Below are 25,595 nucleotides of genomic sequence, written 5' to 3' on the forward strand. Positions count from 1 at the left end.
GTTCACCGCACAGGCGCAATCACAGTAGTCGATCGCCTGGTGATGGACCGTATCCCTGATCGATCTCTGCTGTATCAGGATTGACTTATATAAGTACTGGCTGAAATTATGGCCCGCGCACGCACTCGACGTGCTCGGCGGCGCTGGACGCTGAAGTCGCGCGCGCCCGGCGCGAGCGCCGTCACCCGCTTGAGGAGATCCGTCCGATGAGGGACGAACAGGCTCGAACGACGAGAAGAAGGACCAATGATCGACATCGTCAACCAGGTGAACGCCACCCGGCGGGAGACCGGCAACCGGCCGGTCGCCGTCGGCGAGGGACGCTCACTGCTGCTCAAGGACAACGCCAGGGGGGAGATCCTGCGCCGTGAGAAGCGCCATCTGATCAAAGTGACCCGGATGTCGGGGAAGGGCATGCCCACCGAGGTCGAAGCGGGTCTGGCGCCCGGCGGTGACGGCGGCGGGACCGTCCTGGAACTGGAGCACGCCGCACCCCAGGCTGCTCGGGGCACCGGCGACGACGGCCTCGCCGCAGCCGTCGCCTTCGCCGTGCAGCACTTCGCCCCCGAGTCCGGCAGGGACGGCGACAGATGACCCGCCGCTCGGTGGGTCGTCCCGTTCTCAGAGGAGTGGGCCGGACGGCCGACCACCCCACCACCACAGCGGTCAGCAGGGCGACGCGGACGCTGCTGACGTGCGGCACCGTCGCCGGAGCGTTCTACATCATCGTGGTCCTGCTGCAGATGCTCACCAGGGACGGATTCGACATCAGCCGGTACCCGGCCAGCATGCTGAGCAACGGCGACCAAGGATGGATGCAGATCGCCAATTTCACGGTCAGCGGCCTGCTGTTCGTGGCCGGAGCGGTCGGCCTGCACCGGGCTCGTGGCCCGGCGGGCTGGGACGGCGCCTGGGGGCCGCGACTGGTCGGCGTCTTCGGCGCCGGGATGATCGCCGCTGCCTGCTTCTCCGCCGACCCTGCCGACGGCTTCCCGCCCGGGACGCCCGTCGGCCCGCCCACCAGCATGAGCACGGAGGCGATGCTGCACCTCCTCGTCTCCGGGATCGCCTTTCTCGCGCTGATCTCCGCGTGTTTCGCGTTCGGACGGCGGTTCGCGGCGGCCGGCCGTCGCGGCTGGGCCGTCCTGAGCATGGTGACCGGCGGGCTCTTCGTGGCGGCCTGGATCTCGATCTTCGCGGCGCAGGGCTCCAGAGCGGCCAATGTCGCCTTCGCGCTGGCCATCGCGCTCACCATGGCATGGGCGTCGATCCTGGCCGCGTACCGGCTGGCTTCGACCCGGCGTCGCGGCGTCACCCTGACCGTGGTCTGAGCGGGCATCGTGACCTCATGACGTGATCACGGCGGGGTTCCCCTCGCTCCAGACGCTGGTGATCCTGCGGTGGGCGAACCGCCAGCCGTCCGGGGTGCGGCGCAGCCGGTCGTCGTAGCGACCCCCGGCAAGGAACTTGTCGCCATCGGGCAGGCCGAGGCGGACATGCTGGGCCTGGTAGTAGCACGTGTGCTCGGCCTCGTCGCCGTGCACTGTGGCGACATGGTTGCCGTTCAGGTGATGGGTGGCGTCGAATCGCTCCACGCCGGTCCGGATCCTGGCGATGATCGCCTCAGGCCCGCGGAGCCGTTCGCCCGAACCGCTGTACTCCCAGCAGGCGTCGTCGGTGAACAGCGCGCCCAGGGTCTTCCAGTCCCTGGTGTCCAGGGCCGTCGCGTAGGCGATGACGGCGTCCACGATCGCGGTGCGGTCTGCCAGTTCCTGCAACATGGGGGCCACCTTCCGGTTTGGTGCACGATTTGATACGGAGTACATGATTGGTGACTGTCGAGACCGGCGGAAGAAGGCACTTTCATGTCCCAGAGTCACATCGATGTGTCAGCCCTGGCCCGCGAGGCGTGCCCGGTCTCGGAGGTCCTCGATCACGTCTCCGGGAAGTGGAGCATCGGCATCCTGGTAGCCGCTGCGCAGGGTCCGGTCCGGTTCACGGAGCTGGAACGCTCGATCACCGGGATCAGCAGGCGCATGCTCACGCTCAAGCTGCGCAAGCTGGAGCGGGACGGCCTGCTCGTCCGCACCGTCCATCCCGTCGTTCCGCCCAAGGTCGAGTACACGCTGACGGAGATGGCGCGGGAACTCCACAAGTCGCTGCTGGAGCTCACCGACTGGGCCAAGCGACACGGCGCCGCCGTCGCCGCCGCCCAGGCCGCCTACGATCACGAACACAAGGGCTGACGGCAGCCATCGCCCAGAAGACTCCGTGCCCTTGACGGTCAGACGGCCCTCGCTGCGGAGCGGCTCGACCAGCTTGGCGACGCCGAGGCTGCGCAGGAATCATCAGCCCCACACCCGGCTTCGCGCCTATGATCACGCGGATGAGCGACATCAGCGGCCCCCCGATCGCCCGAGTGGACGTGGTGCGCGACGTTCACCACGGCGTCACGCTCGACGATGCCTACCGGTGGATGGAGGCGGACGGCGAGGAGTTCCACCGCTGGCTCGACGGCCAGGCCCGCCATGCCCGCGAGCAGCTGGACACCCTGCCCCGCCGGGAGGAGCTGCTGACCCGGATCCGCGAGCTGGGCGGCGCGCTCCCGCAGTACTCGACCTTCACGCCGGCGGGCGACAGGATCTTCCACCTGGCGCGCGAACCGGGCGCCGGCGTACTCGTGCTGATGGTGCGTGAGCCCGACGGAACGAGCAGAGTCCTGTTCGACCCGGACACCCTGCCCGGCGAGGGGCACCACGCCATCGCCTGGTACGTGCCCTCTCCCGACGGTCGCCACGTCGCCTGCGCCGTCTTCCCGTCCGGGGCGGAGGAGAGCACGATCCAGGTCATCGACGTCGGCTCCGGTGCCGTCCTGGAGACGATCCCGCCCACGGTGCGCTTCGCCTTCCTGAGCTGGCTGGAGGACGGCCGGTCGTTCGTCTACCACCGCTTCGTGGCTCCTGCGGCGGGCGCTCCGCCCGAGGAGCGCCGCCTGGACAGCCGTTCCTTCCTGCACCGGCTGGGCGCCGACCCGGCGCGGGACGAGGTGGTGCTGGCGCGCGGGCTCAACCCCCACGTCGAGCTGACCCCGCAGGATCGGCCCTTCCTCGTGGTGCCGCCGCGTGGCGAGTGGATGCTGGCAATCGTCTCCCGCGGCGCACTCGGCCCCTGGACCAGCGAGCAGTTGAGCGATTGCGCGCTGTACGTGGCGCCACGAGCCGCGCTCGCCGATCCCGCCACCTGCCCCTGGCGGAAGGTGGCGGACGTGGCGGACGGTGTCACCGCCTTCGCCGCCAGTCACGACACCCTCTATCTGGTCTCCCATCGGGACGCGCCCCGCTCCCACGTGCTGGCCGTTCCGTTCGCCGCACCCGATCTGTCGCGAGCCCGGGTGGTGGTGCCCGCGGGTGAGCGCGTGGTGGAGGCGGTGCGGGTCGTCGGCGACCGGCTGCTGGTGCGCGATCTCGACGGCGGCGTCCATCGGGTACGGCATGTGCCCCTGTCCGGCGGCGCGCCCGCCGACCTCCCGCTGCCGGGGGAGGTCGCCGTCTGGGAGTTGACCACCCACCCGGAACGGCCCGAGGCCCTGCTGCTGGCGGCCGGTTGGACGGACGCCCCGCGGCTCTACCGCTACGACGGCGAAACCCTCCAGGACACCGGGCTGGCGCCCCGCTCACCGGTCGACTTCGGCGACGTGCACGCCCGCACCCTGCATGTGCCCGCGAGGGACGGAACACAGATCCCGCTCACCGTCATCCACCACAAGGACGTCGTGCTGGACGGCGACAACCCGGTCCTGCTCACCGGCTACGGCTCCCATGGCATGTCCGAGCTGCCGGAGTTCCGTCCGGAGATGCTCGCCTGGTACGAGCGCGGCGGCGTCTACGCCGTCGCACACCTGCGCGGTGGCGGGGCCTATGGCCGGGAGTGGCACGAAGCCGGGCGTGGCCCGCGCAAGGAGGCCACCATCACCGACTTCATCGACTGCGCCGAGCACCTCATCGCCCTGGGCTACACCCGGCAGGGACGGCTGGCGGGCGAGGGCGTCAGCGCCGGCGGCATCCCCACCGGGGGCGCGCTGGTGCGCCGGCCGGAGCTGTGGGCCGCCATGGTGATGCAGGTGCCGACGGTCAACGCCACCCGGATCGAGTTCAGCGAGAACGGGCCGATCAACGTGCCGGAGTTCGGCAGCGTCACCACCGAGGACGGCCTGCGCGGTCTGCTGATCGCCGATGCCTACCTGCGGGTCCAGGACGGCGTGCCGTACCCGGCGGTGCTGCTGACCACCGGACGGCGCGACGCGCGGGTGCCGCCGTGGCAGCCGGCGAAGCTGGCCGCCCGCCTGCAGGCGGCCGGCGCCTCCGGCCGGCCGGTGCTGCTGCGTGTGGAGGAGCACGGCGGTCACGGCGCCGGCTCGACCCGGGAGCAGGAACATGCCCTGCTCGCCGATGTGCTGGCCTTCCTGCTGCACGCGTTCGAGGCGTCACGATGAGGACGACCGAGCAGTGGGCCTCGTGCCGTCGCCCGAGTACCACGTGCCCGCCCCCGCGCAGACCTTGAGCTGCTGAGGGCTTGGGCCAACCAAACGAGGAGCCGGGCGAGGGGATAGCTTTAGGTGTCCGTACGACTACTAATGGTGATAACTCTGGAGTGATCAACAAACAGCAGATCGCGAGCGCCCTGAGCGCCGCGCCGCCGGTCGTCCTGTCCTCCAGCGCCAGCTCCAGGGCCGGCGCCACCACCACCGCCCCGCCCGCCGAGCAGTGGAGCGACCGCTGGCAGCTGCCCGGCGGCACGGCCTGGGTGTACTACGGCGAGCGGAACCAGACCCTGACCCGGCCGGTGCTCCTGGCCGACGGCTTCGGGGCCGGGGCCACCGACATCGACGAGCTCTACGACGGCCTGGAGCGGCGCGCCTTCCCGCTGATCAGCGAGCTGCGCCGGCGCGACCGCGACGTCGTCGTCATCGGCTACGACGACCGCGGCGCCTCCATCCTCGACAACGCGGAGACCGTCACCGCGGCGATCCACCGCGCCGCCGCCGAGCGGGTCGGCGACAACCGCCTGCTGGCCGGTGGGTTCAGCATGGGCGGCCTGGTCACCCGCTACGCCCTGGCCCGGATGGAGACGCAGCACGTCGACCACCAGGTCGGCGTGTACTTCTCCTGGGACACCCCGCACCGCGGCGCCTACGTGCCCATCTCGCTGCAGGCGTTCGCGCACCACAGCAAGGCCTACGACCCGCGCTTCTCCGACCTGTTCAACAGCCCCGCCGCCCGCCAGCTGCTGGCCTGGCACCTGCCTGACCCCAATGGCGTGCCCGGCGTCGACCCGCTGCGCACCCAGTTCCTGCGCGAACTGGAGTCCGTCGGTGGATGGCCGCGTATCCCGCGTCTGCTCGCCGTGGCCGACGGCGCGGGCAACGGCGCAGGCAACGGCACCGGCGCCGGCGAGAGCGCGCTGCTCGGCACCGGCGACCTCATCTCCGGCACCGATCTGCGCACCCAGCCCAAGGCGCCCGAGACCCTGGCCGCCAGGCTTCGCCTGCTGACGCCCGACGTCATCGAGGTCCAGGCGCCGGGGGTCCCGTGCGTGGACGGCGCGCCCGGCGGCATCCTGGACGGGTTCAAGATCCTCGCCGACGCGCTCAACGCCATCGCCGAAGCCACCGGTCTCGGCCTGGACGTCGACAATCCGATCGCCGGCCACTGCTTCGTCCCCTCCATCAGCGCCGTCTCCGTGCGGGACGTCACCGAAACCCACCTGTACACCGACATCGACGCGCTGTCGCCGGACGAGAGCGACTTCGACGACTTCCTCTGCGCCAACGACAACCACGGCCACACCGAGATCACGGAAGAGGGCGCCACCTGGCTCCTGGACCGCCTGCCCGACTAGAACGCGCCACCGATCCCACAGCAGCCCGGCATCCTCGATGTCGCGAATGGAGCAGAGCGAAGCGGCCCCGTGATCACCAATGGGATCACGGGGCCGCTTCTCATCATGTCCCGAGGGGGAACGGTGTCTGCTTCCCGCGTGAGCGGGCTGCGTCCACCGGTCCGCTGAGTGGACCGAAGATTGCCCGCCGCCGCGCCCCGCCAAGAATATGGATGCTGTACAGGGTCGATCACGGTCAGTGACGGTCCGAAGGTCGCGTGACACCTATGTCCGGCGGCGGCGATCAGGCCGCTGACGAAGGGACGGCCACGATGAACAACCGATCGGCGAGGGCCCTGTCCCGAGCCCTGATCGCAGCGGTGGTGGCGGCTGCTGTGACGACGGCACCGGGCCTGACCGGCGCGAGCAGCGCCTCGGCCGCGGCCGACCCGACATGCGGGAGCTGGATCTCCAGTCTCGTCTTCCCCGGCCTGTCGGCCCGAGCCTGTATCTGGGGCAGCGGTGCCCCCTGGAAGCAGGCCCAGACGGAGGTCTTCAACGGCACGGGCTTCTCGGTGGAGGTCGAGAACCTCACCGCCCGCCTGGAGGGCCTTCCCGCGGACGCCCGTTGCGTCCACATCAGCCTCCAGAACGGGCAGACGGCGTTCTGCGGCACCCGTAGCGTGCCCGACAACAATCCCTTCCAGTTCGACCGGGCCCTGGGCACCGCCCAGGTCACGGACCTGATCAGGCGGGAGCAGTTCTCCTTCGATTCCCCCTTCGTGGGGTGAGCGGCGGCCGGGGCGGGAGAGGTCATCAGGTGATGGGCACGTCGTGCATCGGGGTGAACCCGAACAGGTTCACGTCCACGCTGGTCACGTCGGCGGGTGGGGCGGTCATGAGCACGAACATCCGGATCTGCTCGCCCGCTCCCAGCGACTTCAGCACCGTGCTGGAGCAGACGCAGTGCCGGGGCACGTCGAGGCGGCCGGGCGTGGTCAGCGGGAGGTAGCGGGTACGAGCCGCGTCGGTCAGCGCGAGCCAGAAGAAGTCGAGCTTGTACCCGTAGATGCCGGCCTGCTGGTCGACGTCGGGGTCCCAGGCTCCCCTCTCCAAGGAGACCCTGTCGCCGCCGCCGGCGTGTCGGAAGGTCACGGTGGCGATGAGGGTCCTGTCGTTGATGCGTCTCAGTTCCCGCAGGTCGGCTTTGAGGCCGGTCAGCTCGCGCAGGCCGGTGGCCGTCGGAACCGCCGTGGTGGCCGTCGTGGTCGCCGTGACGGACGGCGTCGGAACGGGGGTGCGCGGCGCGCCGGCCGGCTTGGGCAGCCGCTGGAAGGTCACCTCGACCCGCCGGTTGCGGGCGCGGGCGGCATCGGAGGTGGCCGGCACGGCGGGCTCCGTCTCGCCCTTGCCCTCCACCTGCAAGGGGACCGGGCCGACGAGGCCGGTCAGTGCCTTCTGCACGGCCTTGGCCCGTCTCAGGGACAGGTCCATGTTGTAGGTGTCGTCGCCGACGTCGTCGGTGTGCCCGACGACCCGCACGGCGCCCTGGGCCTCGGTGCGGACGCGCTCCGCGACGCGCTGCAGTGTCTGCTTGGCGCGGCTGGTGAGGGCGGCCTTGTCGAAGGCGAACAGGACGTCGGTGTTGAGCGCCAGCTCGACCTGCTGGTCCGACTCGGTCACCGAGGTCGTGGTGGCGTCGGAGCGGGTGGCGAGCGGGACGGTGAGCGGGAAGGCGGCGGCGATGGCGGCGGCGTCCGGTTCGCCGTCCAGCCGGGGGCCGGTGCCGGCGGGGCTGATCGGCAGGGGCGCGGTCAGTCCGGCGCTGTCGAATCCGACGGCCAGGCTGGTGGTCTCCGGCGGCACCTGGTAGGTGGCCCACATCAGCGCGGGGCTGCCGGGCGTGGCCTTGGCGAGCGGCCCGGAGTAGCTGCACAGGCAGCGGGCCCGGACCTCGGCGTCGTCCTTCTTCATCGGGTAGTAGACGGAGAAGCGCGGGTCGTCCAGGAGGAAGAAGCCGGAGGCGGCCTGAATGTAGTCGTAGGGGGTGTCGCCGGCCAGCTGGCCGGCGTGGAAGCCTTCGAGCCGGACCTCGCCCTGGTCGGCGCTGATCCTGAACCGCGCGGTGACGGCGTTGGGGGCGCTGCGTTCCAGCCCGATCACGTCGATGCGGGCCGTGGCCACGCCGTCGGTGTGGCCGTCGCCGTACAGCGTGGCCAGGGGCGGAGCGTCGGCGGGCGGCGTGCCCCCGTTGGCGGTGGCTGCGGAGGGGCTGGCGGACGGCGCGACGGACGGCGCGGCGGACGGCGGTCGTGTGGTGGCCGCCGGTGCCGACGGGACGGAGCAGCCACCGAGTAAGAGCAGTGCCGCGATCAGAATCCGGCCGCTCGCTGAAAGCCTGCCAAAGTTCATGATCCGCCATTAAATCAGCATCGATTCGCCGCGTTCGACGCACTCTCGGCGGCGAGCAGCGCCGCGCGCAGCCGTTCGTACGTCGGGGCCAGCCGGCGCAGCCCGGCCGCCAGCGCCGCGTCGTCGCCCGCCACGAGCGGGCCCTGCAACCCGCCGACGATGCGGGCCTGCTCGGCGGCGACGGCCGCGCCCGCGTCGAGGCGGAGGGACGACAGGCAGGCCGCCAGGTCGTTGAGGCGGCGGGCGCCCACCCGCACCGCGAACGCCTGCCACAGCATCCTGATCTCGGGATCCAGCCCTTCCTCCACCAGTTCGGCCGTGCGCTCGGCGGCCTCGGCCAGCCCCAGCGTGCCGGGCGGGACCCGCACATCCGTACGGCCCGCCAGCCAGGCCAGTCCGGCGGGCAGCGAGCGCCGCAGCGCCTCCTGCCGGCCGACCTGCTGGCGGCGGGTGAAGCCGTGCCGCATCAGGAACGGCCGCTCCAGATAGGGGATCAGCTCTCCGCGCCACGCCTCGGCGAAGGCGCCGACCGGCAGGGTGGCGTACGGGTAGCCCTGCGGGTCGTGCACCAGCACGGTGTCGCCGGCCACCTCCAGCACCACCAGGTAGTGGTCGGCGCCGACCGCTTCACCCGACCCGGGCTGGTAGGCCAGCAGGCCGAGCTCAAGCGGGCCGGCCAGCACCGGGCCGTCCTCGCAGGCGCGGCGCAGCCGGTCGAGCGCCGCCGCCGCCGTCCCGCCGTCGGCGCGCTCGCACTCCCAGCCGAGCAGGCCGAGCGCGGCGTCGATCCCGATCCCGGGGTCCCAGCCGAACGCGTCGAACAGCGGCAGCCGGCCGCCGATGAGCTGCATCCCGTACGGGGAGCCCGTCAGGACCTCGATCACGGCCGGAGGCGGCGCCTGGCCGCCCAGGACCATCGCGAGGGAGTTGGCGTAGCAGTACGGCCCGGAGCCGACATAGGTGACCGACATGCTCCGCACCGTGCCGCCTGACACGGTGTCAGGGTCAAGTCCGTCGTCGTCACGGCTCCAGGTGGGTGAGGTCGAGCCGACCCAGCCGATCGGGGTCGGACAGGATGTCGATCGTGGCGATCCTGCCGTCGGAGACGGTGAAGCTCATGACCGAGATCAGCTCGTCGTCGATGGTGTTGACCAGACCGGCCAGGCCGTTGACGAGCGCCGGGCGGGTGGTGGCGCTCGTGGCCATGCGCTGGAAGGTGGCGAGCTGTCCGGCCACGGCCGCGGCGCCCCTGATGACCCGCATGCCGCCGGTGAGCGTCCCGCCGTCGGCGCGCAGCGTCACCTCGGGGTGGAGGACGGACACCAGCGCGGCGAGGTCGCCGTCGCGGGCGGCGGCGAGGAAGGCGTCCACCACCCGGCGCTGACTGCCCGGATCGGGGCCGGGGTTCGGGGTCGCGCCGCGGACCCGCAGGCGCGCCCGGCTGGCGAGCTTCTTGGCCGCCGTGGGAGTGCGGTCCACGATGGGCGCGATCTGCTCGAACGGCATCCCGAACATGTCATGGAGCACGAACGCCAGCCGTTCGGCGGGGGTCAGGGACTCCAGCACGACCAGGAGCGCCAGTCCCACCGAGTCGGCCAGCAGCACTTCCTGCTCCGGGTCGGCGGCGTCCGCGCGGCTGATCACCGGATCGGGCAGGCGTTCCTCCAGCGACTCCTCACGTCGGGACCTGCGGGCGCGGAGCATGTCCAGGCACACCCGGCCGACCACGGTGGTCAGCCAGCCGCCGAGGTTGTCGATGTCGCCCGCGTCCGAACGCGCCAGCCGCAGCCATGCCTCCTGGACCGCGTCCTCGGCCTCGCTCAGCGAGCCGAGCATGCGGTAGGCGACCGCCTTCAGGTGCGGGCGGTGCCCCTGGAACCGGTCGGCAAGGAAGTCCTGGGATGTCACGGTCGCGTTCCTCTCTTGTCAGCCACGTCAGAGCGCTGACGCACCGAACCGGTGAAAGGTGACCGGGCACGCGTCCGGTCACCTTTCCCGCGGACCGTCCGTCATGCCGGCGACCGACACTCACTCACGAAGGGTTGCCGACGATGAGCAGGACGAATGTCCACGGAACGGTCGCGGACGGCTTCGAGCAGGTGCGCGAGGAGTTCGCCGCGGTGGTGGCCGGGCAGGACGGCCAGGCGGGCGCGCAACTGGCGGCCTATGTGCACGGCCGTCAGGTGGTGGACCTGTGGGCCGGGGACGAGGTGGGCGGCGACACCCTGACCGGGGTCTACTCCTCCACGAAGGGCGCCGCGACGCTGGTGACGGCGCTGCTGGCGCAGGGCGGGGTCCTCGATCTGGACGAGCCGGTGGCCCGGCGATGGCCGGAGTTCGCCGCCGCCGGCAAGGACGGGATCACGCTGCGGGACGTGCTGACCCACCGCTCCGGTGTCATCAGCGTCGACGGCGGACTGTCGGCCGCCGAGCTGGCCGACGACGCGGTGATCGCGCGCCGGCTGGCCGGGCAGCGGCCGTACTGGAAGCCGGGCTCGGCCTACGGCTACGGCGGGTTCGTCTCGTTCGCCATGGTGAACGAGGTGATCCGGCGGGTCACCGGCCAGTCGCTGCAGCAGGTCTACGACGAGCGCGTCCGCGCCCCTTACGGGCTGGACCTCTACCTGGGGCTGCCCGAGGCCGAGGAGCGCCGCTTCCGGCCGATCCGGTGGTGGACCGCCACGCCGGAGCAGGAGGCCGCGTTCTGCAGGGCCTCGGCGCCGCGATCGTCGCCCCGGCCGCGCTGTCGCTGCTCGCCGACACCTTCCCCGCCGGGCCCCGGCGCAACAAGGCGCTCGGCGTGTACGGCGCCATGGGCGGCCTGGGCTCGGTCGCCGGGCTGCTCCTGGGCGGTGCGCTGACCGAGTACCTGGGCTGGCGCTGGATCATGTTCGTCAACCTCCCCATCGCGCTGCTGGTCCTGGCCGGCACGTTCGCCCTGGTGCCCGGCACCCGTGAGCGCGGCGGGCTCGACCTGCCCGGCGCGCTCACGGCGACCCTGGCCCTCGGCTCGCTGGTCTACGCGATCAACCGGGCCGGGTCCCACGGCGTCGGCGACGGGCTCACCCTGGCCTTCGGCGTGGTGGCCGTGGCGCTGCTCGTCGCGCTCGCCCTGGTGGAGGCCGTCCTCACCGCGAACCCGGCCGGCGAGCGCGTCCCCGACGAGCTGTACGAGCGGGCGCGCGAGCACTACGACGAGAAGGCGCTCGCCACGCTCATCATGGCCATCGGCCAGGTCGGCTTCTTCACCCCCCTGGCCCTCATCGGCAAGCCGCTGGCCGGCGTGTCGCCGACGGAGCAGTGGAGGCGGTAGCCGGCGCACCCGCTCAGGGTGAGGACGCGGTGCCCGCGCCTCGCCCTGAGCGCTTTCAGTGCTCGGACGCCTACCCGCCGAGCGTGACCAGTTCGACGTCCTCCAGGTATTCGGGGTCGGCGAGCAGGTCGATGTGGGTGATCCGGCCGTTCGCGACGGTGAAGGCGAAGACCACCCGCGGCCGTCCGCCCGGCGCCCACACCAGGCCCGGTGCCCCGTCGATGAGCGCGAGCTCGGCGGCCCGAGCCCGGCCGGCGAACGTCTCGGCCACGCCGTCCGCCCCTCGTACCAGCCTGGACGCGCCGGAGAGCACGGCGGTGCGGTCCGCGCTGATCTCCACGTCGGGGTCGAGCAGCGCGAGCAGGGCCGCGAAGTCACCGTCACGGGACGCGGCCCGGAAAGCGGCGACGATCTCCCGCTGCCTGACGGAGCCGGTCCCTGCTCCCGGGGCCGACGGGTGCTGCACGCGCCGGCGGGCGCGGCTGGCCAGTTGCCGGGCCGCGGCCGGCGAACGGTTCACGATCAACGCGATCTCGCCGAACGGCACGGCGAACATGTCGTGCAGGACGAACGCGATCCGTTCCGCCGGCGCGAGCATGTCGAGCACCACCAGCAGAGCCAGGCCCACCGAGTCGGCGACGACCACCTCGTGCTCCGGATCGTCCGCCTCGCGAAGGCCGGCCACCGGGTCCGGGCCGGAGACGCGCAGCGGCTCCTCGCGGCGCGTCCGGCGATCGCGCAGCATGCTCAGCGCCACCCGTGCGACGATCGTGGTGAGCCAGCCCGGCACGTTACGCACGTCCTCCGCGCCGGCGCGGCTGAGCCGCAGCCAGGCCTCCTGCAGGGCGTCGTCGGCCTCGCTCGCCGAGCCGAGCAGCCGGTAGGCCACCGCCCACAGATGGTCGCGATGCTGCTGGAACCAACCGGCCAGCAGGTCCTTCTCCTCCATGACGCCGTCCCTCTCGTGCTGTCTGCAACAGATGACGGAAACGACCGCACAGATGTGACGGCGGCGCGCTGTCACAACCTCCCCTCGCGGCGCGTCATCAGTGCGGAAGTCCAGCCGATACAGCGGAGAAACACATGCAGACACGGATGAAGAATCCCGCCGCCGTCCTGCCGGCGGCGATGGCGCCCGTCCAGGAGCTCTTCAAGGCCGCCCGTACGGGCGGCGTGCCGGAGACCACGCTGGGGCTGGTGCACCTGCGCGCCAGCCAGATCAACGGTTGCGGCCCCTGCGTGGAGTCGGGGGTCCGCAGCGCCAGGAAGAGCGGCGAGAGCGACGAGCGGACGGGGCTGGTCGTCGCCTGGCGGGAGACGCCGTACTTCACCGACGCCGAACGGGCCGCGCTGGCCCTCACCGAGGCCGCCACCCGGCTCGCCGACCGCAGCGACCCGGTCCCCGACGACATCTGGGACGAGGCGGCCCGGCACTACGACGAGGCGGGACTGGCCGCGATCATCCTGATGGTCGCGGTCACGAACCTGTCGAACCGGCTCAACGTCACCACCCGGCAGCTCGCCGGCCAGAAGTGGGGCTGAGTCGCATGGCGCACACGACGGAGGGCTCATGACCTTACGCACCTGGCCGCGACGGCTCGCCACGGTCCTCTACTGGTATCTGGCCGCGTCGTTCTTCGTCGGCTTCGTCACCAAGTTCTGGCCCGGGCCGACCTTCTTCGGCCCGGCCTACGCGGAGAAGTTCGTGGACTGGGGCTGGCCGCCGTGGATGCGGTTCGTGGTCGGCGCGCTGGAGCTCGTCTTCGGGCTGACGATGCTCGTCCCGCGGCGGCGGGTCAGGTTCATCGGGGCGGCGGGGCTGGTGTTCGTGCTGATCGGCGCGGTGACGACCCACCTCATCGACGTCGCCCCCCTGTACGAGGAGGTGTCGGCGCCGCTGCACCTGATCATCATGATCGGCGTGGCGCTGGCGAACTGGCCGGCGGACTGGCGGGACCTTCTCCACCCTCTCGACGACCGGAGCGTCCGCGCGGAGCCGAGCCCGTCGGTGGGACGCGCGTCGGCCGTTCGGTAGAGGAACCGGCCTGGCCGTGATCAAGCACGTGATCACGGCCAGGCCGGGCAAGCCTGCCGTGCACAACACCGTGGCCCGGGCGTCCGCATGTCCTTCGGCGGATGCCCGAGCCACGGCGCCGTCCTCAGCTCGTCACAGGTGCGGCGCCTGCGTCGCGGGAGGGCTGGAGGTCGACGACGACCTCGTAGATGCTGGGCCGCGCGGTGATGTGCAGGCCGGGGTCATTGAGCAGCCGCTGCGCGCTCTCCTGCCATTCGGGTCTGCCCAGCGCCTCTTCGAGCTGCCGCCCGCTCTCCCAGTGCGCCACGTTGACGAACCGCAGCTCGGCGTCGTCGATCATCGATCGGTGCAGCCGCGCCCCGACGAATCCCGGCTGCCGCGCCATGATCTCGGCGTTCTCCCTCCACAGCGGCAGGAACGTCTCCGACTCCGCCACCGGGACGGTGAAGGCGTTGATCATGGTGATCGGCTCGTCGACCGGCGTTTCGGTACGGGTGATCGGAACTTCGTTCATGATTTCTCCCTGGTGATCGGTGATGACAGGGTCAGTTCGCCATGCCGATGACCTGCTCGACCGTTTCCGGCCGGTCGAGCACCGCGAGCATGGCGTGGGCCACGTCGGCGCGTGAGACGTACCGGCCGCCCGGCACGTTCTGTGCCACCGCCGTCCGGTAGGCGCCGGTCACCGGCTTGTCGGTCAGCTGCACCGGCCGGAGCACCGTCCAGTCCAGGCCGCTGTCGCGCACGGCGTCCTCCATGACGGCCAGGTCGAGGTACTGCGGACGTAGCACGGCCTTGACGATCGGATACACCACGTAGCGCAGGAACGGCCCGTCGCCGGGGTCGTGCCGGGGCGGGTTGGGCCGGCCGGGGGAGGGGGTGGTGCCGACCGGGGCGGCGCTCACCACCACCAGCCGGCGGGTCCCGGCGGCCTGCATCGCCGCGATGATCGCCTTGGTGCCCCTGGAGGCCACCCCGGCTGCGGCGTTGTTCGGCGGGCCGAGCGCCGACAGAACGGCATCGGCTCCCTCGACGGCGGGCAGCAGCGTCGTGACGTCGGCCGTGGCCAGGTCGGCGGCACGCACGACGCGGACCGGCTTCCCGTCCAGCTTGGCCGGACTCCGCACGACGGCCGTGACGTCGTGCCCCTCGGCCAGAGCCTGGTCGAGCAGTTGCCGGCCGACGCCGCCACTGGCGCCGAAGACGGTGAGTTTCATGGACGAGTCCCTCCGGGTTCGTGGAAAGGGGTTGCCGAGGCAGACGATCCCTGCGCGTGGGCGGCGGGACCGCCTCGAAGACGCCCCGGTCGCTGACATGTATGGACACCCACTTGCTCGCGTTCTGTCTTCGCCTGTACGACGAGGCGGGCACGGCGAAGGTGACGACTCCCGGGAGCGACGCTCCGCGAGCTGCCGGCGGCCGAGCCCGTTCCGCCGCCTCCATGACCCGGCGCGCGGCGGAAATGTGACAGCGGGAACGATCACATCCCCCGGGTCTCCGGAGTCACGGCCGGCCGGTGCCGCTGGTCCCGGGCCGGGGCGGCCTACCAGGAGGCGCCGACCGTCCTGTCCGACTGCGTCGAGCGCGAACTCCGCATCGTCGAGGAGGAACCGCACTTGTGCGGGCCACATTCGTCCTGCAACGATCTCACCTTTATCAATGGCGCCATCGTCGAGTGTCAAAGATCAGGCGATGACGAAATAGAGAAGCTGCTGACAGACGGTTTGATCATTTCGCGATGCCCGTCCCGAGGAGCTGCGGGTCCTATTGCGACCTCGCAAGAGAGCCCGGCGAGATGCGGACCGGCATCAAGGTCAGGGGGCCCTTCAACATCGCCCTTTCCCTGCCTACACTGACCCTGACGTGGACAGGCCGCGCGCACAACAACCGCACCAATCGCCACCACCGCGCGGGACGCCCCGAGATCGGGACCAGCCGAAAACGGAGAAGGACATGGCGCATCCCCCCAAAGATTCCTTCGTGGTTGCAGAACGTCTACGCATGGACCTTGCCGAACGCTTCTTACGTCCCGTGCCACTGCCTGTCCGCGAGTTCTCTTCGGATTTCGGCGACCGGTCGGATGTGGATCTGACCCCGCCTCCCGGAACGGTCGTGGTGTATTTCGCCCGCGACACCACGGTCCTGGATCGCCTGTCCCGGGCTTTTGAGGCAGCGGATCTGACCGTACTGGCGGAGCTGCGCAGAGAACTGGACGGCAGGCGTTCCATCACGCCCTCCAAGAACTTCGACCTGCTGCAGCTCGTGAGACAATCCGACTGCGTATTCGACATCCGTTACGGAGGTCGAACGCTCGCCAGTAACAAGATCCTGCCGGACGCCGAGCTCCTGGGCTCCGTATCCATTTCGTGGACCGGCGGAGAGCTCGACGACAACCTGTTCTCGGTCGTCGAATACCATAAACGCGAGGAGGCCGGTCCACACCTGCAGTACGTGGCGTACCGGCGTCCGCCGTATCTCACGGACATGGAGCGATCCATGGTCTCCCGAATTCCGTCCGCGATCTCGGAAATCCACCTGGGCGTGGTGACACCGGACGAGACGCGGACCGCGCGCGAGGTCTGCGCGATCGTCGAGAAAGCGGCCAAAGACGCGGCCAAGACGCGGACGTGCGGCCCCGACCTCACCTTGCTTGCTCAGCTGGAAGAGGAGATCCGCAACGGTACGATCTCCCCGGAGGCGTCCGTTCGTGAACTTGTCCGAGCGCGCCTGGAGCTCATGACCCGCACACTTCAGCAGTAAGTCCGTGGTCGAGAACATCCTCGGATGGCTTGCCTGGACAGTGCTGTCCGGTTGGTACCTGGCCACCGTCGCCGTGAACATCCCCTACGTGGAACGCTTGATCGGCAGCCGTTTCGCCTCCAGGCGGGTCTGGTCATTCGTTCCGAACTGGTCGTTCTTCGCTCCGCGTCCTGCCGTCAGCGACACCTTTCTCTTCTATCGAGACCGTCTGGCCGGCGGAACCTGCTCGCCGTGGCGAACGGCAGCCGAACCGCCGAAGCTGCACTGGCTGCGCCGGATGGCGTGGAATCCGCACAGCCGGCCGGGAAAGGCGATATCGGACGCGGAGTCCGTGCTCCTGCAGGAGGGGATCGCCGCCAGATCCATGGCTGCCGAATCCCTCTTCCTGACGGTTCCGTATTTGCTGCTGCTCAACCACGTCTGCTCCTTCGCCGTCGGTCCTGGGGTAGGAGCCCGTCAGTTCGCCCTGGCTCGCCGCGACGGGCGCAGCCGTCAGTTGGAAATCGTCTTCGTCTCCGGATTTCACACGCTCGGGGATCGCCAGGACGCTCAGGAGGACAGGCAGGCGTGGACGTAGCGATGTTTGCGCAGGCCCTTCCCTTGTCGGTTTCGCTGATCGGGCTGGCGGGACTGATCCGGGCCGGTGAGGACTGGGCAATCCGCAAGGAGTACGGCGCGGACGGGGTGATGTCCGGGGACATCGTCCTGCTGCAGCAACCGGGCAGGCCCGGCTCTGTGTGGACGGCCCTTCGTCCCCTTCTGAGATCCGACCGGGTGCTCTCTTTCTGCGTCATCGGCCGCCTCGCGTCGGGCGCGGCGCTCACGGTGACTCCATGGGGTGCCGATCACCTCGTCGGCCCCCTGCTGTTCTTCAACCTCGCACTCCTGATGTTCTCCTTGCTCCGGTGCGGTTACGGCGCCGATGGCGCCGACCAGATGCTCATCATCGTCTGCACGGGGGCGTTGCTCGCCCAATCGGGAATTCCGGCGGTTCGCTCCGCGGGTCTGTGGTTCGTGACCGGGCAGTTGGTTCTGTCGTTCGTGGTGGCTGGGATGGCCAAGCTCTCCGGCGAGGAGTGGCGTTCAGGAAAGGCGATCTGCGGGATTCTCAGCACGGAGCGCTATGGGATGCCGGCACTGGCCGGCGTGCTGACCCGGCACGGCAGCCTGTCCCGCCTGCTGGGCTGGGGAGTCATCGTGTTCGAAGCATCCTTCTTCATGGTGCTGTTCGGAGTCGAGCCGCTCACGCTGGCTTATCTGGGGGCGGGGCTCGCCTTCCATGCCGGGGTGGCGGCCACCATGGGGCTCAACAACTTCCTCCTGAGCTTCGCGCCTGCCTATCCCATGGCGGCGATTTGCCTGGTCTCCTAGCACTGCGGCCGCAGAAGCCGGCGTCTCCAGGAGCGGCCGGCGCGGGCGAGCATGGGCAAGGTGACGTGGCCCCGGCCGCAGGAACGGCGCCGCCACGCCTCAGCGGGCGGGGGATCGGGTCACGTCGGCTGGACCGGGTGCGGTGTCCTGGGGGCCGTGCGGCGGCGGTAGTCGCCGGGGGTGGTCCCGTACTGCTGGCGGAAGGCCAGGTGGAAGCCGACCGCCGAGTGGTAGCCGACGCGTTCGCCGATCCGGCTGTGGGCGAGCGTGGTCTCGCTCAGCAGGCGGGCGGCCTCCTGCATGCGGCGGGCGGTCAGGTGCCGGATCGGCGCCTCGCCGACCAGCTCGCGGAAGGTCGCCGCGAACGCCGAGCGCGACATCCCGGCCTCGGCCGCCAGCGACTCCACCGTCCAGGGCTCGGCGAACCTCGTCTGTACGGCGTGCAGCGCCGCCCCGATCGCCGGGTGACGCAACGCCCGCAGGACCGGCGAGCCGTCGGGCATCTCGGCCATCTCGCCCACCGCGGCCCGCAACGCCAGCACGAAGACCAGCTCGAAGGCGCGCAGGGCGACCAGTGTCGCGCCGGGCTCGGCCAGGTCCCATTCTCCGGCCAGCCGTCCGAGGGTGCCGCCGAGCAGCCCGTGACGTTCCAGCGTGGCCCGGTCGAGCACCAGGACGGGCGGCAGCGCCCGGTAGATCGGCGAGATGGCGGCCCGGTCGTAGTGCAGCCCGCCGCAGAGCAGGACGGTCCGCTCGCCTGGCCCGCCCAGCTCGACGGTGCTCACGCCGCCCTGCGGCCGCTCGGGCAGCACGACCGCGAGCGGCACGGCGGGACGCCCCGGCCGGTCGCCCAGCCGGTGCGCGCTGCCGTGCGGGAAGACGGCCAGCTCCCCGGCGCGCAGCAGGACGGGCTCGGCGCCGGGCAGCTCGACGGCACACGTGCCCTCGTGCACGTAGTGCAGCAGCGCGCAGTCCTCGCCCTCGCCCGCGACGCCCCAGGGCGACCCGGCCCGCCAGCGGCTGTGGAAGACGCCCTCCAGCCGCAGCGGGGCCAGCAGAGCGCTGAGCAGGTCACCATCCACCGGACGATCCTTAAATAAGCTGATATTTCGCTTTATAGAGCGTATCGCCGACTCGTTGGAAGCTGTCCATCATGACGTTTCTTGTGATCGGCGCGGCAGGCGCCCAGGGCGGCGCGGTCGCGCGGCGGCTCGTCGCCGAGGGGCATACGGTGCGCGGACTGACCAGGAGCGGCCGGGTGCCGCACGGAGTGCAGCCGGTCGCCGGCGACCTCGGCGACGCCGAGGCGGTGAAGGCGGCCTTCGCCGGGGTGACGCACGCCTCGGTGACCCTGCCCATGGTCTACGAGCCGGACACGGTGGCCGCCCACGTCCGTCATGTGCGCGACGCCGCGCTGGCGGCCGGGGTGCGGCGGCTGGTGTTCAACACCGCCAACCGGCTGCCCGAGGCCGCCACGCGGGTGGCGGCCTTCGAGACGCGCCGCCGGGCGGTACGGACGCTGCGGTCGGCCGGGCTGCCCGTCGTGGTGCTGTGCCCGCCGGTCTACCTGGACAACCTGGCCGCGCCGTGGGTGACGGGGCCGCTGGCGGCCGAGGGCGTGCTGCGCTACCCGCTGCCCGCCGACCTGCCGGTGCCCTGGCTCTCGCACGACGACCTGGGCGCCGCCACGCACGCCGCGCTCGTGCGTGACGATCTGGAGGGAGCCGTGCTGAGGCTCGGCGGCCCCGACGTCGTGACCGGCGACGAGCTGGCGGCCGCCTTCGGCGCCCGTTACGCCGCGCAGGATCCGGCCGAGTTCGAGTCCGGCCTCACGAGGGCGCTGGGCGCGCCGACGGCCGCCGCGGTGGCGGCCACCTACCGCTGGGCCGCCGCCGACTGCGACCTGTTCGCGGCCGACCCCGCGGCGGCCGATCTGCTGGGCCTGCGGCTGACGCCGCTGCGCACCTGGATCGCCGCCCAGCCCTGGGCGAACCGGTGAACGACGTCGAGGCGGAGATCGTCCGCCACCACGAGGTCGTCGAACGCTGGCTGACCGGCGCCGCCGCGCCGGAGGAGTTCGCCCGCTTCGCCGACGCCCACGCCCCCGGCTTCACGCTCATCACCCCCGACGGCCGGACGCTCACCCGCGACCAGGTCCTCGCCGAGGTCGAGGCGCTCCACGGCCGGGCGCCAGGGCTGACCATCGAGATCCGCGACGTACGGATCGTCGCCTCCCACGGCGCGCTCGTGGCGGCCACCTACCAGGAGGTCCAGCCGGACCGGACCCGGCAGTCCACAGTGGTCCTCCAGTCCGCCACGTGGTTGCACCTGCACGAGACCTGGCTCCCGTGACGTCCGGTGCAGGTCGGGGGCGGAGCGCGACGCCTGGCCGGCGCGGCCGCCGACGGCCTCACCAGCAGGTCAGGTCGGGGTTGGGGGAGGGGCCACAGGGGCCTTGGTTGCCGCCGCCGTCGGCGACCGTGCCCGGGGGCGCCCAGATCAGATGGCCGACGTTGCCGGTGCCGACGTTGTTCCTCAAGGTGACCGGCGGGGTGACAGCCAGGCGCGACGCCAGGTGGATGCCGCCCTGGACCACCTGCCCCTGACGGTCGACGAGACCGCTGGGGTTGTGGCCGTTGCCGACGAACACGTTGTCGGAGACGGGATCGGGACCGGCCCGGTTGCTCCCGTACGAGTTCTCCACGAACATGCCGACGGTCTTGTTGCCGTTGAACACGTTCCTGCGGACGATGCGGTGCTTCAGCATGGAGCTGGAGTGCAGGCCGCCCATGGGGAAGGCGTCGAAGACGTTGCGCGTGAAGACGCCCCGGTCCGTGGCGCTGACGGTGAGGACGGCGCCGCCGTAGTCGATGTAGATCGCGTAGGTGAAGCCGGTGATCGTGCCGTTGCGGACCGTGGTGCCCTGCCTGCCGGTGGCCTTCAGCCCGTTGCCGGTGCCCGAGCCGGTGATCGTGTGGCTGTTGAGGTCCAGGTCGACGTCGTCGGCCCCGATGGTCAGGGCGCCGGCCGGGCAGGTCAGGTCGGCGGTGAGCGTGGTGTCGGTGGTCAGGACGTCACCGCAGGCCACCGCCGTGGTGGTCGCCTCCGCGGGGTTCGCCACATCAGGGTGGCCGATAAGAGGAGCAGGCACGCGGCCGCCCCGCGCGCGATCGCCGCCTTGGGCGCTCCGGGCATGATGATCTCCTGTCAGTCCATGGAACAGGGGGTCGTGATCAGAAGCATGCGCGAGGTGATCCATGTGCAGGAGTCACTCGATCGCGACCGGCGAGTGGGAAAACTGTGGCCGCCGCAGATGTAACGCATCGCACCGGTCCAAGCGCGGCTGCAGGGCGCGCTCGAGGCGGTGCCGGGGCTCGTCCGGTCCGCCGGCGCACGTCAGCGCGGCGGCGGATCGGAGCGTTGGCAGCCGTTGGCGAGGGTCGCTCGGAGCCGGTCGTGCTTGAACTGGTATCTGGCTCCGGCGGTGCGCAGCACATGACGCCGGCGGGCGTCTTCGAGGAACCGCATCCCGCGCAGCGGAAACAGCCGCCGCATGCGGAGCTGGGCGAAGAGCAGGCCGGTACGCCAGATGTCGGAGATCGCCGCGACGGAACCGAGGGTGATCATGATGCCGAACCCGGCGGCGGTGACGATCCCGGCCGGCACGCCGTGGGTGCGGCCGTTCTGGAAGCCCAGCGCCATGCTGATGGGGATCGCGGCGCTGCAGGCCACCAGCAGGGCGCGCCGGCGGTCCAGGCGCCAGCGCATGAGGGGAGTGGGCGGGGTGTCGATGTCGGCGATCGGACGGGCCACGGCGACCATGAGCCCGAACCCGAAGGCGGCGATCAGCCCGGCGAACGTTCCGTGCAGCGGCGTCTTGCTCAAGCCGTAGGCCAGCCCGATCGGCCCCCCGATGGCCGCGGCGGCCAGCAGGTCGACGCCGCCCGGACGCAGCCTGCTCCACCAGGAACCGGCGCTGTACGTGGGGCGGATGCGGGTGGCCGCGTGCCCGGCGACGGCCGCCGCGACGATCCCGGCGGCCAGGCCGTACGGATAGGCGCTCTGGTTGCCCACGGCCATGGTCACCACCACGAAGATCGCCAACCCGGCTGCGGTGTTGAACGCCGGGCGAGGCCGTCGGTGCGGCGGCCGGGCGGGCCGTCCGCCGAATGCGGCGCCGAGCCTGTCCGCCCAGCCGGAGCGGGGATCGCGCAGTTCGGAGACCAGGCCGGCCAGTAACCCGAAACACCCGCCCATGAGGGCGCCGTACCACACGCCGAACGCCGTCCCGGTGTTACCGGCGACCGTGTACTGCCCGATCGGGCCGAACACCACGGCGCCGATCCCGCTCGTCAGCAACGTTCCGGCAAGGGCGTTGATCAGGCAGCGCTCCCACATCGGCGCCCAGTGGTGCATCTGCCACCATGCCAGGTCGCCGCGGCCCATCCGGGCGGCCAGAAAGCTGAGCCATCTGCGAGCCTGCTCCGCCGAAGGGCCGGACCGGTGTGGCGGGTAGGTGGCGGGAACGACGCGATCGAGCAGGAAGTCCTCGGCTTGCTCGCGCGTGGTGAAGCGGCCTGGCCGGAGCAGGCCGGCGGCGGCCTGCGGGTCCTCCCGCAGGAGGGTGAGCGTCAGTGGCGTGTCCAGCGCCTGGCTGACCGGGTCGTCGGGGTGTTGTCGGAGACGGTCGATCAGTCGGCTCATGGCGTCGTCGTCGTCGCCGGCGAGCCGGTCGGGCTGGTGGTCCTGCAGATATCTGACCGCCTGCTCGGCCGCGACCGGCAGGAGCTCCACCGCCGCGGCGCCGTGCAGCGGGCCGGTCCTGGCCTGTACGGCGGCGCTGAAGTCGTCGGTGCGGGCCAGCACCAGGAGCCGGAAGGAACGGCGCTGCCGATTGACGTGGTGCAACGCCTCGATCTGGCGAGGCTCGTCCATCTCGTCGAAGCCGTCGAGGAGGAGCGAGACCATGCCGTGGCGGACCAGTTCGCCCGCTGCGTCCGGGCCGTATTCGGGGGAGGTGAGGAAGTCGTAGGCGGTGGCCAGTTGCCGGGCGAACCAGTCGCTGAGACTGTGGCGCCGGGGATCCCAGTCGCAGGCGTTCAGCAGCACCGGAACCGGCGTGCCCATGGCCTGCTGAGGGGTCAGGCGGACCCGGTGATCCAGCGCCTCCAGCAGTAACAGGATGGCTGTCGCGCTCTTGCCGGTGCCGTAGTGACCCATGACGACGATGCGGCCGGAGCCCAGCCCCGCGTACAGGTCGAACAACCCGGCAAGCCCGCCGCCCTCGACCGCCTGCGCCGTCGCCTGCTGGACGCCGGGCAGCGGCGTGAAGCGGGGCCGCCGCGGGTCGTCGAGGGCCACGCGCAACCGGCTGGCGACGGGCCGGGAGGTGCGCACCCAGCGCGGGGGGATCGGCGGCGGGTTGTCCAAGCCGCGATCGGCCGCCTCGTCCTCCCACTGCACCCGCAGCTTTCTCGCCAGCGCGTTGGCCGCCTTGGCCAGCCGGACGCCATCCTCGCCCTCGGGCACGATCCTTGACAGAGCAACGTCGTCCGGGCCCGGGCGACATCGTTCCTGAGCGAGATCAGGGGAAGACGCAGCCATTTCCGGACACCTTTCCTCCGGCGGGCCGGATTCGGACTCCTCCTTCATATCACGTGCGATGTCCGCCGTTTCATTTCTGCCCGCGGCCATCGGGACAAAGGCGCTGCGAATGGGGACGGCGACGGTGTCGGACGCCCTGGATTCGGCGAGCACGGTTTTCGCCGGGCCGGTGGTGGCGGTTCCGCGCATTGTCCACGCATGGTGAGCGCGGCGCGCGAGGTCGAGGAAGGCCGCGTGCTCGGGGTGCTCGACTTCCAGCCCTGCCCGGACGAGCACGGAAGAGATCAATGTCTGGCGCGGGAAATGCCGCTCTTTGCGCCAGTGTCCAATGGTGGAGGCACTCAGGTCCAGCGCCCTGGCCAGGTCGACGTCCAATGGCTTCCCGTCGGCGTCACGGCGGGCCTGCCAGCGTTTTCCCTGTTCGGAGCGCCGGGCCGCCTCATATACGTACCCGAAGAAGCGGCCGAAGAACTCGGCGATCGCATCATCTTCCGCCCTCGGTGTCCGATTGGTTCCGACCATGCCTTGTTCGACCTCCTGGTTCTCGATGGGTAATTCACGGCATTTTCCAGCTCCACCGTATCGCGTCCCGGCGCCGCTCCTCCCGCGCGATTGCATGTGCAATGCAATTGTGTTGGGCCAGGTCGCAGGCCTTGCCATTTGCATTTGAGGTCATTTCTGTGGAATGGCTTTACGGTTCGAGTCAAGCGATGATCTCCTTTCCCGGGACACGATCGCGGTGGCCGGCCAATAGCGCCATCCGGGCGATTGACACGCTCGGCCGTCGGCGAAGCCGCCGGCCGCCTGAGAACACCAAGGGAGAATCACCATGCAGAGCACCAGGAAAGTCAGATGGGCCGCCTCGTTCGCGGCGGCGGCTCTCGCCGGCAGCCTCACGATGACGGCATCCGCCTCTGCCGAGGCCGCCGTCACGGCGCCGTGCGGTCTCAGCTACACGACGGGCGACGTGCCCGGCGGCCCCCTGAAGATCGTCTACTACACGATCCGCAACTGCCACGCCTACACGGTCAAGCGCAAGCTGGACATCGCCGGAACCACGGACGAGCCATGTCTCACCATTCCTGGCGGAGGGACCGTGTCAAGGACGCGGGTCATCGCGGGCTGGGCGGGCGTCAGGGGGATGAAGCCCTGCTGAGTTCGCGCACCGGGCGCTGACAAGCGTGACGCGTGCGCCTCCGGGGGTGGCCCGCGGCCGGGCCCGTCCCTGGAGGCGCCGTCGGAAGCAGCGCCGGTGGGGCGTTCCCGGCCCAGCGCCCACGGGCGCGGCTCAGTGGCCGCCACCGGCGGCGTGCTCGCGGCGGTCGAGGTGGGCCCGCAGCTCGGCGAGCCACTCCCGGCCCCTGCTGCGCCCGTCGGGGAGCTGGTCGTCGCGGTCCCAACGCCAGGAGACCGCGAGGGCGAGGCTGAGGATCCGGCACTCGGCGAGCAGCCCGGAGTCGGCGCCCGGGTAGTGCGCGGCGACGTCCTGCGGGGCATGGGCCAGGTCGAACTCGACGGGGCCGCGGCAGGCGGTCTCCAGGTCGATGAAGAGCGGTCCGTCCACGGTGGCGAGCAGGTTGCCGGGGTGCGGTTCGCCGTGCAGGAGCTGTTGCCGCGGGCCGCGGCCCAGGATCGCGCGGCTGATTCCGCGGAGGGTGCCGGTCAGCAGGGCACGTTCCGCGGCGCCGAGGTCCGGGCTGACCGCGGGGTCCTCGACGACCCGGAGGGCGTCCTCGACCCGGTCGGTGAACGGCGGTGCGGGCGAGTCGATGCGGCGCAGGCCGGCGTGCAGCCGGGCCAGGGCGTCGGCGTAGGCGGCGGGCGGGTGGTCCTCAGGTGCGGCGGTGGGCTCGTAGTAGGTCCAGAGGGTGACGGCGAAGCCGTCGCGGACATGGACCCGGGGCTCGGCCCTCGGATCGAGACCCGCCACCGGGCTGCCGGTCCCGGCGAGGCGCCGGGCGAGCTCCACCTCGAAGTCCGGGCGGTGCGCGAGGGGCGCGACCCGGGCGAGGACGCCGCTGGGCCGCAGCCGGACGGCGATCCGGTTCGAGTTGTGCAGCACGGCGGTGTCGTCGGCGCCCAGGCCGTACTCCGCGGCCGTGTCGACGGCCGCGGCCACCGCCCGCGGGATCTCGGTGTCCTTCACGTGTTCGGCGCCTCTCCCTGCTGGAGTTGATGTGCGCGGCGCAGGGGGAGGCGGTCGCGGGGTTCGTCCGGTGGCCG

General features: G+C 71.2%; 28 protein-coding genes. 17 read left to right on the forward strand and 11 right to left on the reverse strand.

All coding sequences use genetic code 11. From position 1 onward, the window contains the following. Positions 1-246: 246 nt before the first annotated feature. Together AB0J76_RS12575 and AB0J76_RS12580 are read left to right on the forward strand one after the other, a co-directional pair. Positions 247-594, forward strand: a complete 348-nt coding sequence (locus AB0J76_RS12575; protein ID WP_352324359.1) for a hypothetical protein — start codon at positions 247-249, stop codon at positions 592-594. Beyond that, positions 591-1,331 carry a DUF998 domain-containing protein gene (locus tag AB0J76_RS12580; RefSeq protein WP_352324358.1) on the forward strand — a complete coding sequence of 247 codons (741 nt, stop codon included), beginning with the start codon at positions 591-593 and terminating at the stop codon, positions 1,329-1,331. Before AB0J76_RS12575 ends, AB0J76_RS12580 begins: the two co-directional genes overlap by 4 nt. A 15-nt stretch (positions 1,332-1,346) precedes the next feature. Here the strand turns inward: AB0J76_RS12580 and AB0J76_RS12585 are convergent, their stop codons facing one another. Next, positions 1,347-1,781 (reverse strand): nuclear transport factor 2 family protein, encoded by a 435-nt coding sequence (locus AB0J76_RS12585; protein ID WP_352324356.1) that lies wholly within the window; start codon positions 1,779-1,781, stop codon positions 1,347-1,349. 84 nt (positions 1,782-1,865) lie between these two features. Here AB0J76_RS12585 and AB0J76_RS12590 point away from each other — a divergent pair, with 84 nt between their 5' ends. The 4 genes from AB0J76_RS12590 to AB0J76_RS12605 all read left to right on the forward strand — a co-directional run bounded on the left by AB0J76_RS12590 (position 1,866) and on the right by AB0J76_RS12605 (position 6,668). Next, positions 1,866-2,246 carry a helix-turn-helix domain-containing protein gene (locus AB0J76_RS12590; protein ID WP_352324355.1) on the forward strand — a complete coding sequence of 127 codons (381 nt, stop codon included), beginning with the start codon at positions 1,866-1,868 and terminating at the stop codon, positions 2,244-2,246. A 140-nt stretch (positions 2,247-2,386) separates the two neighbouring features. Next, the gene (locus AB0J76_RS12595) at positions 2,387-4,492 is read left to right on the forward strand and encodes a prolyl oligopeptidase family serine peptidase (RefSeq protein WP_352324354.1); all 2,106 of its coding nucleotides are present in this window, start codon (positions 2,387-2,389) and stop codon (positions 4,490-4,492) included. Positions 4,493-4,650: 158 nt separating this feature from the next. Further along, complete coding sequence (locus AB0J76_RS12600) at positions 4,651-5,898, forward strand: hypothetical protein (protein ID WP_352324353.1); 1,248 nt, start codon at positions 4,651-4,653, stop codon at positions 5,896-5,898. Positions 5,899-6,209: 311 nt separating this feature from the next. Next, positions 6,210-6,668 carry a hypothetical protein gene (locus AB0J76_RS12605; RefSeq protein ID WP_364389446.1) on the forward strand — a complete coding sequence of 153 codons (459 nt, stop codon included), beginning with the start codon at positions 6,210-6,212 and terminating at the stop codon, positions 6,666-6,668. Positions 6,669-6,693: 25 nt separating this feature from the next. Here AB0J76_RS12605 and AB0J76_RS12610 read toward each other — a convergent pair whose 3' ends face one another. Genes AB0J76_RS12610 through sigJ form a run of 3 tightly spaced genes read right to left on the reverse strand, consistent with a single transcriptional unit; the run spans position 6,694 to position 10,197 of the window. After that, the gene (locus tag AB0J76_RS12610; protein WP_352324351.1) at positions 6,694-8,289 is read right to left on the reverse strand and encodes an OmpA family protein; all 1,596 of its coding nucleotides are present in this window, start codon (positions 8,287-8,289) and stop codon (positions 6,694-6,696) included. Positions 8,290-8,303: 14 nt separating this feature from the next. After that, a complete protein-coding gene (locus AB0J76_RS12615) occupies positions 8,304-9,260 on the reverse strand; it encodes a hypothetical protein (RefSeq protein WP_352324350.1) in 957 nt (318 codons plus the stop codon). Between the two features lie 49 nt (positions 9,261-9,309). Beyond that, a complete protein-coding gene (gene sigJ / locus AB0J76_RS12620; protein WP_352324349.1) occupies positions 9,310-10,197 on the reverse strand; it encodes an RNA polymerase sigma factor SigJ in 888 nt (295 codons plus the stop codon). A gap of 143 nt (positions 10,198-10,340) precedes the next feature. Here sigJ and AB0J76_RS12625 point away from each other — a divergent pair, with 143 nt between their 5' ends. After that, the gene (locus tag AB0J76_RS12625) at positions 10,341-11,150 is read left to right on the forward strand and encodes a serine hydrolase domain-containing protein (RefSeq protein ID WP_352324348.1); all 810 of its coding nucleotides are present in this window, start codon (positions 10,341-10,343) and stop codon (positions 11,148-11,150) included. Next, on the forward strand, positions 11,039-11,602 hold the full coding sequence (locus AB0J76_RS12630) for an MFS transporter (protein WP_364389788.1): 564 nt from the start codon (positions 11,039-11,041) through the stop codon (positions 11,600-11,602). The genes AB0J76_RS12625 and AB0J76_RS12630 overlap by 112 nt, the downstream gene beginning before the upstream one ends. Before the next feature lie 70 nt (positions 11,603-11,672). Here the strand turns inward: AB0J76_RS12630 and AB0J76_RS12635 are convergent, their stop codons facing one another. Beyond that, complete coding sequence (locus AB0J76_RS12635) at positions 11,673-12,551, reverse strand: sigma-70 family RNA polymerase sigma factor (RefSeq protein WP_352324347.1); 879 nt, start codon at positions 12,549-12,551, stop codon at positions 11,673-11,675. Positions 12,552-12,685: 134 nt separating this feature from the next. On the opposite strand from AB0J76_RS12635, the gene AB0J76_RS12640 reads away from it, so the two are divergent. Then, positions 12,686-13,144, forward strand: a complete 459-nt coding sequence (locus AB0J76_RS12640; protein WP_352324346.1) for a carboxymuconolactone decarboxylase family protein — start codon at positions 12,686-12,688, stop codon at positions 13,142-13,144. Positions 13,145-13,172: 28 nt separating this feature from the next. Then, positions 13,173-13,637, forward strand: a complete 465-nt coding sequence (locus AB0J76_RS12645) for a DoxX family protein (RefSeq protein WP_352324345.1) — start codon at positions 13,173-13,175, stop codon at positions 13,635-13,637. A gap of 124 nt (positions 13,638-13,761) precedes the next feature. On the opposite strand, the gene AB0J76_RS12650 is transcribed toward AB0J76_RS12645, so the two are convergent. Then, positions 13,762-14,151: an antibiotic biosynthesis monooxygenase family protein gene (locus AB0J76_RS12650; RefSeq protein WP_352324344.1), complete on the reverse strand. Its 390-nt coding sequence runs from the start codon at positions 14,149-14,151 to the stop codon at positions 13,762-13,764. 31 nt (positions 14,152-14,182) lie between these two features. Then, positions 14,183-14,854: an NAD(P)H-binding protein gene (locus AB0J76_RS12655; RefSeq protein ID WP_352324343.1), complete on the reverse strand. Its 672-nt coding sequence runs from the start codon at positions 14,852-14,854 to the stop codon at positions 14,183-14,185. 784 nt (positions 14,855-15,638) lie between these two features. Here AB0J76_RS12655 and AB0J76_RS12660 point away from each other — a divergent pair. The 3 genes from AB0J76_RS12660 to AB0J76_RS12670 are packed head-to-tail and all read left to right on the forward strand — an operon-like array spanning position 15,639 to position 17,768. Then, a complete protein-coding gene (locus tag AB0J76_RS12660) occupies positions 15,639-16,397 on the forward strand; it encodes a hypothetical protein (RefSeq protein WP_352324342.1) in 759 nt (252 codons plus the stop codon). A gap of 4 nt (positions 16,398-16,401) precedes the next feature. Continuing rightward, positions 16,402-16,974: a hypothetical protein gene (locus tag AB0J76_RS12665; protein ID WP_352324341.1), complete on the forward strand. Its 573-nt coding sequence runs from the start codon at positions 16,402-16,404 to the stop codon at positions 16,972-16,974. After that, positions 16,965-17,768 (forward strand): hypothetical protein, encoded by an 804-nt coding sequence (locus AB0J76_RS12670; protein ID WP_352324340.1) that lies wholly within the window; start codon positions 16,965-16,967, stop codon positions 17,766-17,768. Before AB0J76_RS12665 ends, AB0J76_RS12670 begins: the two co-directional genes overlap by 10 nt. Positions 17,769-17,887: 119 nt before the next feature. Here the strand turns inward: AB0J76_RS12670 and AB0J76_RS12675 are convergent, their stop codons facing one another. Continuing rightward, positions 17,888-18,850: an AraC family transcriptional regulator gene (locus AB0J76_RS12675; protein WP_352324338.1), complete on the reverse strand. Its 963-nt coding sequence runs from the start codon at positions 18,848-18,850 to the stop codon at positions 17,888-17,890. Between the two features lie 71 nt (positions 18,851-18,921). Between AB0J76_RS12675 and AB0J76_RS12680 the strand changes: the two genes are divergently transcribed. Together AB0J76_RS12680 and AB0J76_RS12685 are read left to right on the forward strand one after the other, a co-directional pair. After that, the gene (locus tag AB0J76_RS12680) at positions 18,922-19,767 is read left to right on the forward strand and encodes an NmrA family NAD(P)-binding protein (RefSeq protein WP_364389451.1); all 846 of its coding nucleotides are present in this window, start codon (positions 18,922-18,924) and stop codon (positions 19,765-19,767) included. After that, positions 19,764-20,120, forward strand: a complete 357-nt coding sequence (locus tag AB0J76_RS12685) for a DUF4440 domain-containing protein (RefSeq protein WP_352324259.1) — start codon at positions 19,764-19,766, stop codon at positions 20,118-20,120. Before AB0J76_RS12680 ends, AB0J76_RS12685 begins: the two co-directional genes overlap by 4 nt. Positions 20,121-20,178: 58 nt before the next feature. Here AB0J76_RS12685 and AB0J76_RS12690 read toward each other — a convergent pair whose 3' ends face one another. Together AB0J76_RS12690 and AB0J76_RS12695 are read right to left on the reverse strand one after the other, a co-directional pair. Beyond that, the gene (locus AB0J76_RS12690; RefSeq protein WP_352324260.1) at positions 20,179-20,889 is read right to left on the reverse strand and encodes a hypothetical protein; all 711 of its coding nucleotides are present in this window, start codon (positions 20,887-20,889) and stop codon (positions 20,179-20,181) included. Between the two features lie 275 nt (positions 20,890-21,164). Beyond that, complete coding sequence (locus AB0J76_RS12695; protein WP_352324261.1) at positions 21,165-23,297, reverse strand: hypothetical protein; 2,133 nt, start codon at positions 23,295-23,297, stop codon at positions 21,165-21,167. A 273-nt stretch (positions 23,298-23,570) separates the two neighbouring features. Between AB0J76_RS12695 and AB0J76_RS12700 the strand changes: the two genes are divergently transcribed. Together AB0J76_RS12700 and AB0J76_RS12705 are read left to right on the forward strand one after the other, a co-directional pair. Next, positions 23,571-23,927: a hypothetical protein gene (locus AB0J76_RS12700; protein WP_352324262.1), complete on the forward strand. Its 357-nt coding sequence runs from the start codon at positions 23,571-23,573 to the stop codon at positions 23,925-23,927. 274 nt (positions 23,928-24,201) lie between these two features. After that, positions 24,202-24,528: a hypothetical protein gene (locus AB0J76_RS12705; RefSeq protein WP_352324263.1), complete on the forward strand. Its 327-nt coding sequence runs from the start codon at positions 24,202-24,204 to the stop codon at positions 24,526-24,528. Positions 24,529-24,660: 132 nt separating this feature from the next. Here AB0J76_RS12705 and AB0J76_RS12710 read toward each other — a convergent pair whose 3' ends face one another. Beyond that, positions 24,661-25,518: a phosphotransferase gene (locus tag AB0J76_RS12710; protein WP_352324264.1), complete on the reverse strand. Its 858-nt coding sequence runs from the start codon at positions 25,516-25,518 to the stop codon at positions 24,661-24,663. Positions 25,519-25,595 lie beyond the last annotated feature (77 nt).

It is taken from the genome of Nonomuraea sp. NPDC049624 (genome assembly GCF_040675255.1).
Taxonomy (GTDB): Bacteria; Actinomycetota; Actinomycetes; order Streptosporangiales; family Streptosporangiaceae; genus Nonomuraea.